This is a genomic window from Azospirillum brasilense (assembly GCF_001315015.1).
GTDB classification, from domain to species: domain Bacteria; phylum Pseudomonadota; class Alphaproteobacteria; order Azospirillales; family Azospirillaceae; genus Azospirillum; species Azospirillum brasilense.
In genome coordinates, this window is the sequence record NZ_CP012914.1 from 2,482,086 (window position 1) to 2,498,057 (window position 15,972).

The 15,972-nt window shown below is 68.8% G+C and carries 14 protein-coding genes; 5 read left to right on the top strand and 9 right to left on the bottom strand.

Annotated features, from left to right (window positions below; translation table 11 throughout):
- The first annotated feature begins 220 nt into the window (after positions 1-220).
- Positions 221-1,324, top strand: a complete 1,104-nt coding sequence (locus AMK58_RS11495; protein WP_035671577.1) for an alkene reductase — start codon at positions 221-223, stop codon at positions 1,322-1,324.
- A 506-nt stretch (positions 1,325-1,830) separates the two neighbouring features.
- Here AMK58_RS11495 and rpsD read toward each other — a convergent pair.
- From rpsD to cimA, 6 genes are all read right to left on the bottom strand, one after another.
- Positions 1,831-2,445: a 30S ribosomal protein S4 gene (rpsD, locus tag AMK58_RS11500; protein ID WP_014239501.1), complete on the bottom strand. Its 615-nt coding sequence runs from the start codon at positions 2,443-2,445 to the stop codon at positions 1,831-1,833.
- 183 nt (positions 2,446-2,628) lie between these two features.
- On the bottom strand, positions 2,629-2,925 hold the full coding sequence (cowN, locus tag AMK58_RS11505; protein WP_014239500.1) for a N(2)-fixation sustaining protein CowN: 297 nt from the start codon (positions 2,923-2,925) through the stop codon (positions 2,629-2,631).
- A 141-nt stretch (positions 2,926-3,066) separates the two neighbouring features.
- Complete coding sequence (locus AMK58_RS11510) at positions 3,067-3,279, bottom strand: hypothetical protein (protein WP_035671574.1); 213 nt, start codon at positions 3,277-3,279, stop codon at positions 3,067-3,069.
- 156 nt (positions 3,280-3,435) lie between these two features.
- Positions 3,436-4,149, bottom strand: a complete 714-nt coding sequence (locus AMK58_RS11515; protein WP_035671572.1) for a PAS domain-containing transcriptional regulator — start codon at positions 4,147-4,149, stop codon at positions 3,436-3,438.
- Positions 4,150-4,202: 53 nt separating this feature from the next.
- Positions 4,203-4,973: an RNA methyltransferase gene (locus AMK58_RS11520; RefSeq protein WP_035671571.1), complete on the bottom strand. Its 771-nt coding sequence runs from the start codon at positions 4,971-4,973 to the stop codon at positions 4,203-4,205.
- A gap of 16 nt (positions 4,974-4,989) precedes the next feature.
- The gene (gene cimA / locus AMK58_RS11525; protein WP_035671570.1) at positions 4,990-6,594 is read right to left on the bottom strand and encodes a citramalate synthase; all 1,605 of its coding nucleotides are present in this window, start codon (positions 6,592-6,594) and stop codon (positions 4,990-4,992) included.
- A 327-nt stretch (positions 6,595-6,921) separates the two neighbouring features.
- Between cimA and AMK58_RS11530 the strand changes: the two genes are divergently transcribed.
- Positions 6,922-7,335, top strand: a complete 414-nt coding sequence (locus AMK58_RS11530; RefSeq protein ID WP_051140100.1) for a response regulator — start codon at positions 6,922-6,924, stop codon at positions 7,333-7,335.
- Between the two features lie 14 nt (positions 7,336-7,349).
- Positions 7,350-9,221: a CHASE domain-containing protein gene (locus AMK58_RS11535; RefSeq protein ID WP_051140099.1), complete on the top strand. Its 1,872-nt coding sequence runs from the start codon at positions 7,350-7,352 to the stop codon at positions 9,219-9,221.
- A gap of 112 nt (positions 9,222-9,333) precedes the next feature.
- Here the strand turns inward: AMK58_RS11535 and AMK58_RS11540 are convergent, their stop codons facing one another.
- Positions 9,334-9,798: a preQ0 transporter gene (locus AMK58_RS11540; RefSeq protein WP_035671566.1), complete on the bottom strand. Its 465-nt coding sequence runs from the start codon at positions 9,796-9,798 to the stop codon at positions 9,334-9,336.
- Between the two features lie 315 nt (positions 9,799-10,113).
- Between AMK58_RS11540 and AMK58_RS11545 the strand changes: the two genes are divergently transcribed.
- Entirely contained in the window at positions 10,114-11,310 is a 1,197-nt protein-coding gene (locus tag AMK58_RS11545) for an acyltransferase family protein (RefSeq protein ID WP_035671564.1), read from the top strand.
- Between the two features lie 4 nt (positions 11,311-11,314).
- Here the strand turns inward: AMK58_RS11545 and cysS are convergent, their stop codons facing one another.
- Positions 11,315-12,688 carry a cysteine--tRNA ligase gene (cysS, locus tag AMK58_RS11550; RefSeq protein WP_035671562.1) on the bottom strand — a complete coding sequence of 458 codons (1,374 nt, stop codon included), beginning with the start codon at positions 12,686-12,688 and terminating at the stop codon, positions 11,315-11,317.
- Between the two features lie 34 nt (positions 12,689-12,722).
- On the bottom strand, positions 12,723-14,066 hold the full coding sequence (gene gltX, locus AMK58_RS11555) for a glutamate--tRNA ligase (protein WP_035671560.1): 1,344 nt from the start codon (positions 14,064-14,066) through the stop codon (positions 12,723-12,725).
- Positions 14,067-14,316: 250 nt separating this feature from the next.
- On the opposite strand from gltX, the gene ipdC reads away from it, so the two are divergent.
- On the top strand, positions 14,317-15,954 hold the full coding sequence (ipdC, locus tag AMK58_RS11560; RefSeq protein WP_035671558.1) for an indolepyruvate/phenylpyruvate decarboxylase: 1,638 nt from the start codon (positions 14,317-14,319) through the stop codon (positions 15,952-15,954).
- Positions 15,955-15,972: the final 18 nt, after the last annotated feature.

The window sequence follows — 15,972 nt, forward strand, 5'->3', positions numbered from 1 at the left end:
GATGCAGGCCCTCTCACTGGCCGCCCATCCGTATGGCGGCTGAAATGATAATAGGTATGCACGTGCATACTTGACAAGCCCGGATGGCGCTGGCAAGTATGTACCCACATACATACCGGGCGCCGCCCAACCCGCGGAACCCCGGACCCCGCCTTGGATCGCCCAACTTGGGACGCCCCAACGTGGGACCCGATTTTTGAATCGAGAGGGCAACCGCATCATGACCACCGCCGATCTGTTCACGCCGCTGCGTCTTGGCTCCATGGAGCTGCCGAACCGCGTCATCATGGCGCCGATGACCCGCAGCCGTGCGGGCGAGGGCAACGTTCCCACCCCGCTGATGGCCGAGTATTACAGCCAGCGCGCCTCCGCCGGCCTCATCATCACCGAGGCGACGCAGGTCTCGGCCACCGCCCAGGGCTATCCCAGCACGCCGGGCCTCCACACCGACGCGCAGACGCTCGCCTGGCGCCGCATCGCGGAGGAGGTCCACGCCAAGGGCGGGCTGATCGCCGCGCAGCTCTGGCACGTCGGCCGCATCTCCCACGCGGAATTCCAGCCGAACGGCGCCCTGCCGGTCGCCCCCTCGGCGATCGCCGCCGCCGGCGAGTCCTACACCAGCAAGGGTCTGGTGCCCTTCCCCACCCCGCGCGCCCTGGAGACCGATGAGATTCCCGGTCTGGTCAAGGCCTTCGCCGACGCCGCCAAGCGCGCGGTGTTCGACGCCGGGCTGGATGGGGTGGAGATCCACGGCGCCAACGGCTATCTGATCGACCAGTTCCTGCGCGACCGCACCAACAAGCGCACCGACCGCTACGGCGGCGGCGTGGAGAACCGGGCGCGCTTCCTTCTGGAGATCCTGGACGCGGTGACCACCGCCGTCGGTCCCGGCCGGGTCGGCGTCCGGCTGTCGCCCACCGGCACCTTCAACGACATGGCGGACAGCGACCCGCGGGCGCTCTACACCCACGTCACCGAGGCGCTGAATCCCTTCGGCCTCGCCTTCCTGCACGTGATCGAAGGCCAGCCGGGCCACCACATGGCCCCGCCGGAGGGCGCCCCGCACCTTGCGGCGGAACTGCGCCGGATCTTCAAGGGCCCCCTCATCATCAACGGCGGCTACAGCAAGGAGCAGGCCGAGGCGGCCATCGCCGCCGGCGCGGCGGACGCGGTGAGCTTCGGCGAGCCCTTCATCGCCAACCCGGACCTGCCGGAGCGCTTCCGCCGCAACGCGACGCTGAACACACCGGACAAGGCCAGCTACTACGGCGGCGACGCCCGCGGCTACACCGACTATCTGGCGCTGGAAACGGCCGACGCCTGATCCCTCTCCCCCGCGGGGATTGCCCCCGATCCCCGCACCTCAAGGCCGGGACCCGCAAGGGTTCCGGCTTTTTTCTTTCCACCGGGTTTCTTTCCACCGGGCCACCAGCGCCGACGTTGCCCGTTCCGGGAGTCGGCTGTTATCCGGAACCGAGCGAAGGAGACGGCGGAGAGTGGGATGCCGAGGCCATGCGGGCCGAATGCCGGGCCACACTGAACGCGACAGAGAAAGGTTCTTGAACACCGCTCAGAACCTTTACAACCTATTTCACAGTACTCAATGACGCCTTCCAGCCCTCTCCCCTCTGGGGAGAGGGTGGCCCGGAGGGCCGGTGAGGGGGCTGCGCTTGATGACAAGTTCGGGAGTCGCGCAACCCCCTCACCCTCCCCTCTCCCCAGAGGGGAGAGGGAACTCAATCCGACCGCCCATCCCCAAACGAAAAAGGCCCAAACGAAAAAGGCCGCGCCCGAAGGCGCGGCCTTTCGCGTGTCGGCTGGGCCGAACGGTCAGCGCGAGTAGAACTCGACGACCAGGTTCGGTTCCATCTGGACCGGGTACGGAATGTCGGCCAGCAGCGGGACGCGGACGAAGCGGCCCTTCAGGGCGCCCGTGTCGACTTCCAGGTAGTCCGGGGTGTCGCGCTCACCCGAGGCGGTGGCCTCGAGGATGAGGGCCATCTGCTTGGACTTGGCGCGCACCTCGATGGTGTCGCCTTCCTTGATCTGGGCCGACGGGATGTTCAGGCGGCGGCCGTTGACCAGGATGTGGCCGTGGTTGATGATCTGGCGCGCGGCGAACGGGGTCGGCGCGAACTTCATGCGGTAGACCACCGCGTCCAGGCGGCGCTCCAGCAGGCCCACCAGGTTCTCGCCGGTGTCGCCCTTGCGGCGCACGGCCTCGGCGTAGATGCGGCGGAACTGCTTCTCGCCGATGTTGCCGTAGTAGCCCTTCAGCTTCTGCTTCGCCATGAGCTGCAGGCCGTAGTCGGACGGCTTCTTGCGGCGCTGGCCGTGCTGGCCGGGGCCATACTCACGCTTGTTGATCGGCGACTTGCCACGGCCCCAGAGGTTTACGCCGAGGCGGCGGTCGATCTTGTACTTGGACTGTTGACGCTTGGCCATTTGATCCTCGATGGAACACGAGTTGGTTTTGTCCCGGTAGTTCCGCGGAACAGGCCGCGGACGGGGCGCAAACAAGAGGCACGCCCGCTTTCCCAGGAGTGAAGGCGCGCACTATACGGATTCGGCGCGCCTTGTCAAACCATGAGTCGGCTCAAACCATGAGTCGGGTCGCACCACGAAGCCTCAGCAGCACTCGTCCTCCAACTGCCGCAGCATGGCCAGACCTTCCTCGTCCTCATACTCCTCGAACAGGTCGGAGATGTAGTAGACGTTGGCGCAGAGCAGGCACAGGCCGTCCGCCTGACGCTTCAACGGGTCGTCGGCCACGGCCAGCTTCGCCCGGAAGCGTTCCCAGAAGGCGTTGGTCTTGGCCGGGTCGTCGATGTGCATGTACAGGCGCTCGATGATGCGGCGGGAGTTGCCCTCGCAGTCGATGCCCTTGAAGGAGACGTAGCGGTCGGGAGTGTCGGTTGCGTCCACGGTTGTGCGTCCTGCGGAAGAGGGTTGTGTTGACATCCCTCATCGCGGAAGGCGGGTCCAGGAACAAGACCCGCTGCACGAACGGCGGGCGGACGGCGTGAACGGCGGGAGTCCTGCGCGAACGGTTCGCGCTCTCATCCTTCAGGCGGCGTGCGACAGCTCTTCCTCGGTGAAGTCCAGCAGCGTGTTCAGCCGCTGCGGGGTCAGCGCCTCGATCCCCTCGTGCCACATCACCTCGCCGAACAGGGCGTGCAGAGCGGCGAGACGCTCCGGCGAGAGCGCAGTCAGACGGTCGCCGTAATACTCCACCACGAGCTGGTCCACATAGGCGCGGTCGTCGTCCTGGAAAGCCATGGCCGTATCTCCTCGTCATCGTGGCGCCCACCCGATGCGGGCGCCGGCCATGGCTTTGTTCTACGCCTGCGGCGGCGCCGGACGATTGAGGCGGATCAACCGGCATGGGATGTCACAGGCCGGCGGGAACAACCCTGATGCGCGTGAGGAGAAAGGCTAGAGGGCCAACAACTTCTTCAGCTGCTCGATCCGGCCGCGGCTGACCGGCACGCGGGGGGAGCCGGGAGCCGCCATGACGAAGGCGGCCCGCCCGTCGCTGCGGTCGATGGCCTGGGCGTGGCGCAGATTGACCAGATAGCGGCGGTGCGCCCGCACGAACTGTCGCACGTCAAGCCGCGCCTCCAGCTCCGACAGCGAGAGAGAGCAGAAGAAGGCGCCGTCCGCCGTGTGGACCCGCGTGTAATGGCCGTCGGCCTGCACATAGACCGCGTCGGCGGGGTCGATCAGCACCACGCCCTGGCGCGTCGTGATCGGCAGCTTCACCAGCGGCGTGACCGGTTCGGACGCCACGTCCGCGGGCGGCGGCGGCACCGGCTCGTGAAGCGCCTTCCCGGTCACCTCGAACAGCATCAGGGCCAGCGCGGCGGCGCCGCCTGGCGGCAGGGCGGTGGCCTTCACCACGATGGTCCGCCCCGGCAGGGCCACCATCATGGAGCTGGCCGCCGCCGGGGAGTCCGGGTCGTGCGCCGCGGCCAGCAGCAGTTCCACCTTGGCGCGGCTGCCCGGCGGGTGCAGGTCGTGCAGGCTGGCCCCCAGCAGAGGACGGTCGCGCCCCAGCATCCGCGCCACGGAGGCGTTGACCGAGACGACGCGCCGGTCGCCGTCGAGCAGGACGAGGCCAACGTCCATATGCTGGAGGGTGTATTCCATGGGGCAGTATAGGCCGCGATTAGCCCCGGAAGGGAAGAGGTTAGGGAAGAGGGTTACGCTTCTCCCTTGCGCCGTCCGGTCAGCGCCGCGACGACGCCGTGGAAGGTGCGGACCTCCTGCTCGGTCATCTGCATCCGCTCCAGGGCGTTGCGCAGCGTGCGGACCATGGAGGGGCGCTTCTCCGGCGAGGTGAAGAAGCCGGTGCGGTCGAGATCGCCTTCCAGATGCTCGAAGAAGTTCACAAGCTCCGCCTTGGTCGCCGGGCGGGTCTGGCCGGTGTGCAGAACGCGGTCCGGCGGGGTCTCGCCGGTCTGGAACCACTCGTAGCCGATCAGCAGGACCGCCTGCGCCAGATTGAGCGAGGAGAAGGCCGGGTTCAGCGGAACGGTGATCAGCGTTGAAGCCAGCGTCAGGTCGTCGTTGACCAGACCGGTGCGCTCCGGCCCGAACAGCACGCCGGTCTTGTGCCCGGAGTCGACATGGGCGCGCAGCTCCGTCGCGGCGACGCGCGGGGTGACGAACTCCTGGATCATCCCGCGGGTGCGGACGGTGGTGGCGAAGACCACGTTCAGGTCGGCCACGGCCTCCGCGGTCGTTTCGTAGAGCTTGGCCCCGTCCAGCACCGGATCGGCGCCCGACGCCGCGGCCACCGCCTTCTCGTTCGGCCAGCCGTCGCGCGGCTTCACCAGACGCAGCTCGGTCAGGCCGCAATTCAGCATTGCCCGCGCGCAGGCGCCGATGTTCTCGCCGAGCTGGGGCTGCACGAGGATGATGGTCGGGCCGCCCAGGACGGAGGGCCGGTTGGGGTCTTTGCCGGAGGTCATGATCTGAACTTTGGTCTCAGCTTCGCGGTGTTGCGCCGCCTTTAAACAGCTTGAATGTGTAACTGTCCACCAGCGCCTCCATCGACGCCTCGATGATGTTGGTGGAGACGCCCAGCGTCGACCATTCCTGCCCGTCGCCGTTGCGCGAGCGGATCAGCACGCGCGGCATGGCGCCGGTGCCGTCCTTGGCGGCCAGGATGCGCACGCGGTAGTCGGACAGCTTCACCCCGTCGAGCAGCGGGTACAGCGGCTCCAGCGCCTTGCGCATCGCGGTGTCCAGGGCGTTCACCGGGCCGTTGCCCGACGCCACCTCGTGATACTCCTTGCCGCCGATCTTCACGCGGACGACCGCCTCGGACTCCACCACCAGCTCGCCCTTGGCGTTGTAGCGGCGCTCGTCGGTGACGTGGAAGCGCTTCAGGGTGAAATAGTCCGGCACCTCGCCCAGCTCGCGGCGGACCAGCAGTTCGAAGCTGGCCTCGGCGGTGTCGTAGGCGTAGCCCTCGGTGTCGCGCTGCTTCACGACATCGAGCAGGCGGTTCAGCCGCTCGTCCTTCGGGTCCACGGCCATGCCCATCTCGCGCAGCCGCGCAATGACGTTGGCCCGGCCCGCCTGGTCCGACATGACGATCTGCCGGCGGTTGCCGACCGCCTCCGGCTCGACATGTTCGTAGGAGGACGGGTCCTTCTCCACGGCGGAGACGTGCAGCCCGCCCTTGTGGGCGAAGGCGCTGGCGCCGACGTAGGGGGCGTGGCGGTTCGGCGCGCGGTTCAGCCGCTCGTCGAACTTGCGGCTGATCTCGGTCAGCAACGGCAGGTCGGCGGGCTTGATGCCGACGTCATAGCCCATCTTCAGCATCAGCGACGGGATCAGCGACACAAGGTTGGCGTTGCCGCAGCGCTCGCCCAGCCCGTTGATCGTCCCCTGCACCATCCGCACCCCGGCCCGCACCGCGGCCAGCGAGTTGGCGACGGCGTTTTCGGTGTCGTTGTGGCAGTGGATGCCCAGCCGGTCGCCGGGAATGCCGTGCTCATCGATCACTTGCCGGACGATCGCGTCGATCTCGTGGGGCAGCGTGCCGCCGTTGGTGTCGCACAGCACGACCCAGCGCGCCCCGGCCTCGTAAGCGGCCTTGATGCAGGAGGCGGTGTAGGCCGGGTTGCGCTTGTAGCCGTCGAAGAAATGCTCGGCGTCGAACAGCGCCTCGCCCTTGGCGGCCTTCAGCGCGGCGATGCTGTCGGCGATCAGCTCGATGTTTTCCTCGCGCGGGATGGCCAGCGCCACGTCCACGTGGAAATCCCAGGTCTTGCCGACAATGCAGACGGCGCGCGCCTTGGACTGGATCAGGGCGGCAAGCTGCGGGTCGTTCGCGGTGCTGCGGCCGGGACGGCGGGTCATGCCGAAGGCGGTGAAGGTCGAGCGGGCGAGATCCGGCGCCTCGGCGAAGAACTGGTCGTCGGTCGGGTTGGCACCGGGCCAGCCGCCTTCCACATAGTCGATTCCCAGCCGGTCGAGGTCGCGGGCGATGGCGATCTTGTCGGCGACGGAGAAATCCACGTCCTGGGTCTGCGCCCCGTCGCGCAGCGTCGTGTCGTACAGATGGATGCGTTCGCCCGTCATTGCCGCCGCCCGAAGATATTGGTCGCCCGAAGGAAGGTCATAGGACTGTCTGGAGGGGACTGTCCGGAGGGCCGGAAGAATGGACGATGCGCTTCGCCAGCTCAATGCTTTTGATCGAACCCGCCAGGAATGCGGGGCTTTGCCGCGCCGGCCATAGGTACGCAATGGAGGTAATAGGACAAATGTACTGACCGAACAAACCATCGTCTGTGCTACACAGCCGCCCCTCTGCATGGCGCCCATCTCACGGGTGCGGTACTCTTTTCTGGCCGGATGCCGGTTGGACTGTATGATCAACGCCCCTTGTGAACGGATGGATTGGACACAGTGACTCCCGCGGGTGACGACGACCAGGACAAGCTCGTCATGGTGATCGACGACGAGCGGACGGTTCTGCAGGCCCTCAACCTCCTCCTGGAGATGTGGGGGTACCGGGTCGTCACCGCCGAAAGCGAGGGCGAGGCCATCGACCGCCTGTCCATCGCCGGGGAAACGCCGCACGCCATCCTGGCCGACTACCGCCTGCGCGAAGGGCGCACCGGCGTCCAAGCCATCGACCGCATCCGGGCGGAGGCCGGGGCCGAGGTGCCGGGCGTCATCATCACCGGCGACACCTCCACCGAAGGGCTGCGCGACGCCCGAGCCCGCGGGTTGACCGTCCTGCAGAAGCCGGTGCTGCCGCCCCATCTCCAGGCAGTTTTGACCAAGGTATTGCGCGAACAGTCCGCTGGCACGGCGTGACGGGCCGGACCGGCATGGACGTTCCCTTACCACCGGCGCCCGCCGCGCCACTCAAGCCAAAGCACAGCGGGCCAAAGCACAGCGGGCCGAAGCGCAAGCGCGCCGCCGTTCCCGACGGACGGCTGTTCCGTTCCTGGGAAAGCTGGGTGGTCTTCGGGCTGGGGCTGCTGCTGACCGGCCTCGCCTGGTGGCTGCTGACCGAGCAGAACCACCGGCTGGCCGAGACGCGCTTCCGTGCGCTGGCCCGCGATCTGGCGGGCGATGTCACGGAGCGGCTCGACACCTACGAGCAGATGCTCCAGGGCGCCGTGGCGATGGTGGACGCCGGCGGCGGGCAGGTCAGCCGCACGGAATGGCGGGCCTACGTCACCGGCCTGCATGTGGAGGACCGCTATCCCGGCATCCAGGGCATCGGCTACGCCAAGCGCGTGAAGGCGCCCGACCGGGAGCAGCACGAGGCGGCGCTGCACGCTGCCGGCTTCTACAGCTACCGCGTGACGCCGGAGGGGGAGCGGCCCGAATATTTCCCCATCGTCTACATCGAGCCCTTCGCCAGCCGCAACCTGCGGGCCTTCGGTTTCGACATGCATGCCGAGCCGACCCGCCAAGCCGCCATGGAGCGCGCCCGGAGCACCGGCACCGCCGCGGCGACCGCCCGGCTGCGCCTGGTCCAGGAAACCGAGGAGGACGTGCAGCCCGGCTTTCTCATCTATGTGCCCGTCTACGACCAGACCCTGCCGCTGACCACCGCGGCCGACCGGCGGGAAGCGCTGCTGGGATTCGTCTACAGCCCCTTCCGCGCGCACGACCTGATGCGCAGCATCATGGGCCAGGGCGCGTCCCAACTGCTGGACATCCGCGTCCATGACGGGACGGAGGCCACACCGGACTCGCTGATGTTCGATTCCGCGACCGCCCGGGACGCCACTTTTCAGGAGGTTCTCCACGTCGAGGTGTTCGGGCGCCCCTGGACGCTGGTCCTGTCCGGCACCCATGCGTTCGAGGGGAGCGTGGCCAGCGCCACGCCGCGGGCGGTGCTGTTCGCCGGCCTCATCATCACCCTGCTTCTGGTCGCCACCGTCAACTCCGTGCTCCAGGACCGCGACCGCATGGCGGAGTTGCGCCGCAGCTACGACGCGCTGGCGCTGGCGCGGGCCGAGGCGGAGCAGGCCAACGCCGCCAAGTCGCGCTTCCTCGCCGCGGCCAGCCATGACCTGCGCCAGCCGCTCCAGACGCTGGGCATCTATCTGCACATGATCGGCGAACAGGCGGACAGCCCCCGGCTGCGCAAGCTGGTGGACGCCGCCCGCGACGGGTTCGAGGCGACCCAGCGCCTGCTGAACTCGCTGATGGACATCGCCACGCTGGAAACCGGCGTAATCAGCCCGCAGCTGTCCGAACTGGACCTGCCCGTCTTTCTGGAGCGCATCTGCGAGGAAGGCCGGCTGGAGGCCGCCGGCAAGGGGTTGGGCTTCCGCGTCACCTGCGGCGGCGCCCGCGTGACGACCGACCCGGCGATGCTGGAGCGGATCGTGCGCAACCTGCTGAGCAACGCGCTGAAATACACGCCCAGCGGCACCATCCGGGTGACCTGCCGGCAGGCGCGCGGCTTCACCGCCATCAAGGTGCAGGACACCGGCCCCGGCATCCCGCAGGACCGGCTGCATCTGATCTTCGAGGACTTCTACCAGATCGGCAATCCCGAGCGCGACCGGCGCAAGGGCCTCGGCCTCGGCCTCGCCACCGTGGCGCGGCTCAGCCGCCTGCTCGGCTATCGGGTGCGGGTGCTGTCGCGTCCCGGCCGCGGCGCCATCTTCCTGGTCGAGATTCCCGACGAGGCGCCCAGTCCCCGCCAGACCACCGAGATCGTGACCTCCGTGGCCTGACGCCCTGCGGTCCTTTTGGCAATCGCCGACGCCACGTATCCCCGGCAAGGCTGGGAACAGACGCGGCGGAACCCGTGGGTTGCCGAGTCGGCGATTGCCAAACCCTTCAGCGTCAGGCCGTTGCCGGCCGCGCCGACCGGGCGCGCATCAGCATCCACACCACCGATACGCCGGCCAGCTTGGACGCGAGGCTGGCCGCCCAGACCGTCGGGTCCCAGATGCCGAGCATGCCGAAGAACAGCGCCGTGTCCACCGGCACCGACAGGGCGGCGCTGATCCACAGCCGGTCGCGCAGGGGGCGGCGCGTGACGGTGAAGACGCCCCAGTCGATCAGTTCCGACACCGCGAAGGCGGTGACGCTGGCCGTCGCGACGAAGGGGTCGGCCAGCAGGAAGGACAACAGCGTGGCGGCCAGCATGGCGGCCAGCGACCAGTGGCCGTAACGGACCTGGACCATGTCGCGCAGGATGAAGATCAACCCGGCCCAGCAGGACCACACCAGATCCAGATGCGGCGCCAGGCTGAAGGCGTAGTTGATGGCGAGTACGCTGCCAATGTAGGCGGCGAGCCAAAGCATGACGGAATCCTCCAAAAGCCACCCGCGGAAATACGGGCGCGAACGACGGCGCCACCCGCGTGAATGCGAGCGCTCCGCAGCGGTCTTGTAACAGGTTCAGGTCATCGCCGTGAACCCTTGCGTCGTGAGCTCTCGGCACGCGCCGGTGCGGACGGAGCGCAACGGGTAAGAACGTCTTACCCCCATCTCGGTCCCCCGAATGCGTCGATGGCCCTAGTGCGTCCGGACGATGCCCTGGCGCGTTCGTTCGGAGAGGCGAAACGAAAGAGACCCCGAAAGGTGAGGGCGATGGCGGCGGCGGGCGTATCAATTGGAATGGGCGGCACACGGGATCATTCCCTGGACGCGGCGCGCAGCCTGCTGATGATCCTCGGCGTGCCCTACCACGCGGCTCTGATCTACTCGCCGGGTTACGACTGGGTGATGAACTCTCCCGACGGCATCGCCTGGATCGGGCTGTTCGCGGACTTCATCCACAGCTTCCGCATGCCCGCCTTCTTCCTGATCTCCGGCCTGCTGATCACCCACAGCCTGCGCCGCCACGGGCCGCGGGCGGTTCTGACCTCGCGCGCCTCGCGGCTGCTGGTGCCGCTCGTCGCCATGGCGGCAACGCTGAACGTCGCCCAGCTATGGATGGAAAGCCGCGCCATCGACCCCGGCCTGACCGCGGGGGAGTTCCTCACCCAGACCATTCCCGCGGCCTTCTGGAGCGGCGGGCTCGTCTATCACCTGTGGTTCCTGGTCGAACTGTTCATCAGCGTGCTGGCGCTCTGCCTCGCCTACCCGCTGCTGGTCGCGCTGCACCGGCGGATGGCGGAGCGAGCGCCGGGGCTGGCCCGCTGGCTGGCCGATCCGCCGGACTGGCTGCCGCCCCTTCTGCTCAGCCTCGTCATGATGGGGGTGCTGGGCTTCGACAACATCTCCGATCGGCTGGTGACGCCGCTGGTGCCGACCAACTCCACGGCGGTGAGCATCGTCATCTCGGCGGGTTTCTTCGCGGTCGGCGTGCTGATCGCCCACTGGCCGGGCGGCGCCGCGCGCTACGCCAAGGCGAGCTGGGGCGTGGCCTTGACCTATCTGGTGTGCTTCGCCATCCACATCGGCATGGTCGGCGTGGAGAAACCCATGCCGGTGCGCTTCCTCGACGAGGCGTTGCGCGCCGTCGCCGCCTGGTCGGCCTTCCGCTTCGTCCTCGGCCTGACGCAGTCCTTCTTCTCGGCGGAGAGCCGCCGGGTGCGGGCGCTGTCGCAGGCCTCCTACACGATCTACCTGCTGCACCATCTGGTGGTCATGGCCGCCGGCTTCGCCCTGCTGGCGGTCACCGCGCCACCGCTTCTGGAATTCGCCACGATCACCGCGGTCGGCCTGTTCGTGCCGCTGGCGGTCCATCACGGGCTGGTCCGCCGCTCGCCGACTCTGCGCTTCCTGATGAACGGCGTCCCGCCGGGAGAAGCGAAGAAGCAAAGCGGTCCGGCGCGCGGCCGCGAGGCGATGGCGCGCCGGACCGGTTAGCGCGTCAGGCGCGCTTCCAGGTCGTGCCCTGCGGGCCGTCCTCCAGGACGATGCCGAGATCGGCCAGCTCCTTGCGGATGCGGTCGGCCTCGGCATAGTTCTTGGCCTTGCGGGCGGCCAGACGGTCCTCGATGCGCTGCTGGATGTCGGCGTCGGACAGGGCGGCGGCCCCCTTCGGCGCCCAGCGGAACCACGCCTCCGGGTCCTGCTGGAGCAGGCCCAGCGCCTCGCCCGCAGCGCGCAGCGCGCCCTTGGCGGCGGCCTTTTCCGCCTCACCCGTCGCCTTGTTCACCGCGGACGCCAATTCGTGCAGATGCGAGATGGCGAGCGGGCTGTTGAGGTCGTCCTCCAGCGCGGCCAATACGTCGAACGGCAGTTCGGCCTGCGCCGGAGCCGGGTCGCCGCGCAGCGCCTGATACCAGCGGTCGAGCGTCGCCTTGGACTGCTTCAGCCCCTCGCGGGTGAAGTCCAGCGGCTGGCGGTAGTGGGCGCTCAGCAGCGTCAGGCGGATGGCCTCGCCGGGGAACTCGTCCAGCAGCTCGTGCACGGTGAAGAAGTTGCCCAGCGACTTGGACATCTTCTCGCCCTCGACGGTCACGAAGCCGTTGTGGACCCAGTAGCGGGCCAGCGGCTCCCCGCCGTGGGCGCAGCGGCTCTGGGCGATCTCGTTCTCATGGTGCGGGAAGATCAGGTCCAGCCCGCCGCCGTGGATGTCGAAGGTGACGCCCAGATGCTCCTTGGCCATGGCCGAGCATTCGATGTGCCAGCCCGGCCGGCCGCGGCCCCACGGGCTGTCCCATCCGGGTTGGCCGTCGGTGCTCGGCTTCCACAGCACGAAGTCGGAGGAATCGCGCTTGTAGGGGGCGACCTCGACGCGGGCGCCGGCGATCATCTCGTCCAGCGAGCGGCGGGAGAGCTGCCCGTACTCCGCCATCGACGGCACGGAGAACAGCACGTGCCCTTCCGCGGCGTAGGCGTGGCCGCGCTCGATCAGCAGGCCGATCAGCGCGACCATGTGCGAGATGTGGTGCGTGGCGCGCGGCTCGATGGTCGGGCGCAGCGCGTTCAGCGCGTCCATGTCGGCGTGGTAGAGGTCCGCGGTGCGCTTGGTCAGCGCCTCGATCGGCTCCCCGCTGTCGCGCGAGCGGTCGATGATCTTGTCGTCCACGTCGGTGATGTTGCGGACGTAGGTCACCGCCGGGTACAGCCGCCGCAGCAGCCGGAACAGCAGGTCGAACACCACCACCGGGCGGGCGTTGCCGATGTGCGCGGTGTCGTAGACCGTGGGTCCACACACATACATGCCCACCCGGTCCGGAGTCATCGGCTCGAAGCGTTCCTTGCGGCGGGTCAGCGTGTTGTAGAGGTCCAGCGGCACGGCGCCATGTCTCCTGTCAGGGGTCTTCGAGAGCTTACGCGGTCTCTCCCGCGAGGCGCTTCTGCGCGCGGGTTCGGCCGATCAGGGGTAGCAGGTTCTTCAATTCCGGTCCATGGTCCCGCCCGGTGAGGGCGCGGCGCAGGGGGAGGAACAAATCCTTGCCCTTCCGACCCGTCTTCGCCTTCACCGCACCCGTCCAGGTGCCCCAGGTGGAGAGGTCCCAGGGCTCTTCCGGCAGCAGGGCCGCCGCCTCGGCGAGGAAGGCGGGATCGTCGGCCGCCGGGGCGACCGGGGCGTGGGTCACCGCCCACCAGTCGCGGGCCTCCGCGACGCGCGACAGGTTGGGGCGCACCGCCTCCCAGAAGGCGGCGTCGGCATCATCCAGACCGAGCGCGGCCAGCTCCCCAGCCACCCGCTCGAAGGGCAGCAGATGGAGGATGCGGGCGTTCAGCCGCAGCAACTCCTCCGGGTCGAATTTCGGGGTGGCGCGGGACACCTTGGCGATGTCGAACTCGGCCACCAGCTCGTCCAGCGTCAGCCGCGGCTCGATGGCGTCGGAGGTGCCGAGCTTGGCGAGCAGGCTGGCCAGCGCCATCGGCTCGATCCCCTCCTCCTCACGCAAACTGGCCACGGACAGGCTGCCCAGCCGCTTGGACAGGCCCTGTCCCGTCGCGTCGGTCAGCAGCGGCAGATGGGCGAAGACCGGAACAGCCCCACCAACCGCCTCGAAGATCTGGATCTGCACCGCCGTGTTGGCGACGTGGTCCTCGCCGCGGATGACGTGGGTGATGGCGAGGTCGGCGTCGTCTACCACGCTGGTGAGCGTGTAGAGCGGGCGCCCATCCTCGCGGATCAGCACGGGATCGCTGAGAGCGGAACCCTCGAAATGCACCGGCCCGCGCACGAGGTCGGTCCATTCGACCGGCGTGTGCTCCAGCTTGAAGCGCCAGTGCGGCTTGCGCCCCTCCGCTTCCAGGCGGGCACGGTCGGCGTCGCCCAGGCGGAGCGCCGCCCGGTCGTAGATCGGCGGACGGCCCTGCGAGACGAGGCTGGCGCGCTTGAGGTTCAACTCCTCCGGCGTCTCGTAGCAGGGATAGAGCCGCCCGCTGGCCTTCAGCGCCGCCGCCACCTCGTCGTAGCGGCCATAGCGGTCGCTTTCCCGCGCGAAGCGGTCCCAGGTCAGGCCGAGCCAGGTCAGGTCCCGCTCGATCCCTTCCGCGTATTCCGGCTTGGAGCGCTCCTCGTCGGTGTCGTCGAGGCGCAGCAGGAAATTGCCGCCCGCCTTGCGCGCGAACAGCCAGTTGACGAGCGCGAGGCGCACATTGCCGACATGGAGGAGACCGGTCGGGCTGGGGGCGAAGCGGACGGCGACGGACATGCGGGCATCATTCGAAAGTCGGGACAGGGCGGCAGTCGTAGCACGCCGCGCGCCGGTCCGAAAGACGCCCATCAGGCGCCGCGGGGTCTATCGCGTTCGGCGCCCGATCGCTCTCCCACCCCTCCACAATTTCCGGCGCATATGGATTGTTTCGAATGAAACAATTCTTGCGCGGAGCGGTGGCGGAGGCGATGCTGTCCCCCTGTGCGGGTTTTCGGCCCGCGAAACCTATTGGAACGGGAGAGCGGCCATGAAGCTGGCCGAAGCCTTGCTGCGCGCGCTGAAGGATCGCGGCGCACAGGCCATGTTCGGGATTCCGGGCGATTTCGCCTTGCCCTTCTTCAAGGTGGCGGAGGAAACGCAGATCCTGCCGCTCCACACGCTGAGCCACGAGCCGGCGGTGGGCTTCGCGGCGGACGCGGCGGCGCGCTACAGCTCCACTCTAGGGGTGGCGGCGGTCACCTACGGGGCGGGCGCCTTCAACATGGTGAATGCGGTGGCCGGCGCCTACGCCGAGAAGTCGCCGGTCGTCGTCATCTCCGGCGCGCCGGGCACGACGGAGGGCAACGCCGGCCTGCTGCTGCACCACCAGGGCCGCACGCTGGACACGCAGTTCCAGGTGTTCAAGGAGATCACCGTGGCCCAGGCCCGGCTGGACGACCCGGCCAAGGCCCCGGCGGAGATCGCCCGCGTGCTGGGGGCCGCCCGCGCCCTGTCGCGCCCGGTCTATCTGGAAATCCCCCGCAACATGGTCAACGCCGAGGTCGAGCCGGTGGGCGACGACCCCGCCTGGCCGGTGGACCGCGACGCGCTGGCCGCCTGCGCGGACGAGGTGCTGGCGGCCATGCGCTCGGCCACGTCCCCGGTGCTGATGGTCTGCGTCGAGGTCCGCCGCTACGGGCTGGAGGCCAAGGTGGCGGAGCTGGCGCAGCGGCTGGGCGTGCCGGTGGTCACCACCTTCATGGGGCGCGGCCTGCTGGCCGACGCGCCGACCCCGCCGCTCGGCACCTACATCGGCGTTGCCGGCGACGCGGAGATCACCCGGCTGGTCGAGGAGTCGGACGGGCTGTTCCTGCTCGGCGCCATCCTCAGCGACACAAACTTCGCGGTGTCCCAGCGCAAGATCGACCTGCGCAAGACCATCCACGCCTTCGACCGGGCGGTGACGCTGGGCTATCACACCTACGCCGACATCCCGCTGGACGGGCTGGTGGACGCGCTGCTGGAGCGGCTGCCGCCGTCCGACCGCACGACGCGCGGCAAGGAACCCCACGCCTACCCGACCGGCCTTCAGGCCGACGACGGCCCCATCGCACCGATGGACATCGCCCGCGCCGTCAACGACCGCGTGCGCGCCGGGCAGGAGCCGCTGCTGATCGCGGCGGACATGGGCGACTGCCTGTTCACCGCCATGGACATGATCGACGCCGGGCTGATGGCGCCGGGCTATTACGCGGGCATGGGCTTCGGCGTGCCGGCGGGCATCGGGGCGCAGTGCGTGTCGGGCGGCAAGCGCATCCTGACGGTGGTCGGCGACGGCGCCTTCCAGATGACCGGGTGGGAGCTTGGCAACTGCCGACGGCTGGGCATCGACCCCATCGTGATCCTGTTCAACAACGCCAGTTGGGAGATGCTGCGCACCTTCCAGCCCGAATCCGCCTTCAATGACCTGGACGACTGGCGCTTCGCCGAGATGGCGGCGGGCATGGGCGGCGACGGTGTGCGTGTGCGCACGCGGGCGGAGCTGAAGGCGGCGCTGGACAAGGCCTTCGCCACGCGCGGGCGCTTCCAGCTGATCGAGGCGATGATCCCCCGCGGCGTGCTGTCCGACACGCTGGCCCGCTTCGTCCAGGGGCAGAAGCGCCTGCACGCCGCGCCCCGGGAATAAGGTCGGGGGAGGCGCATC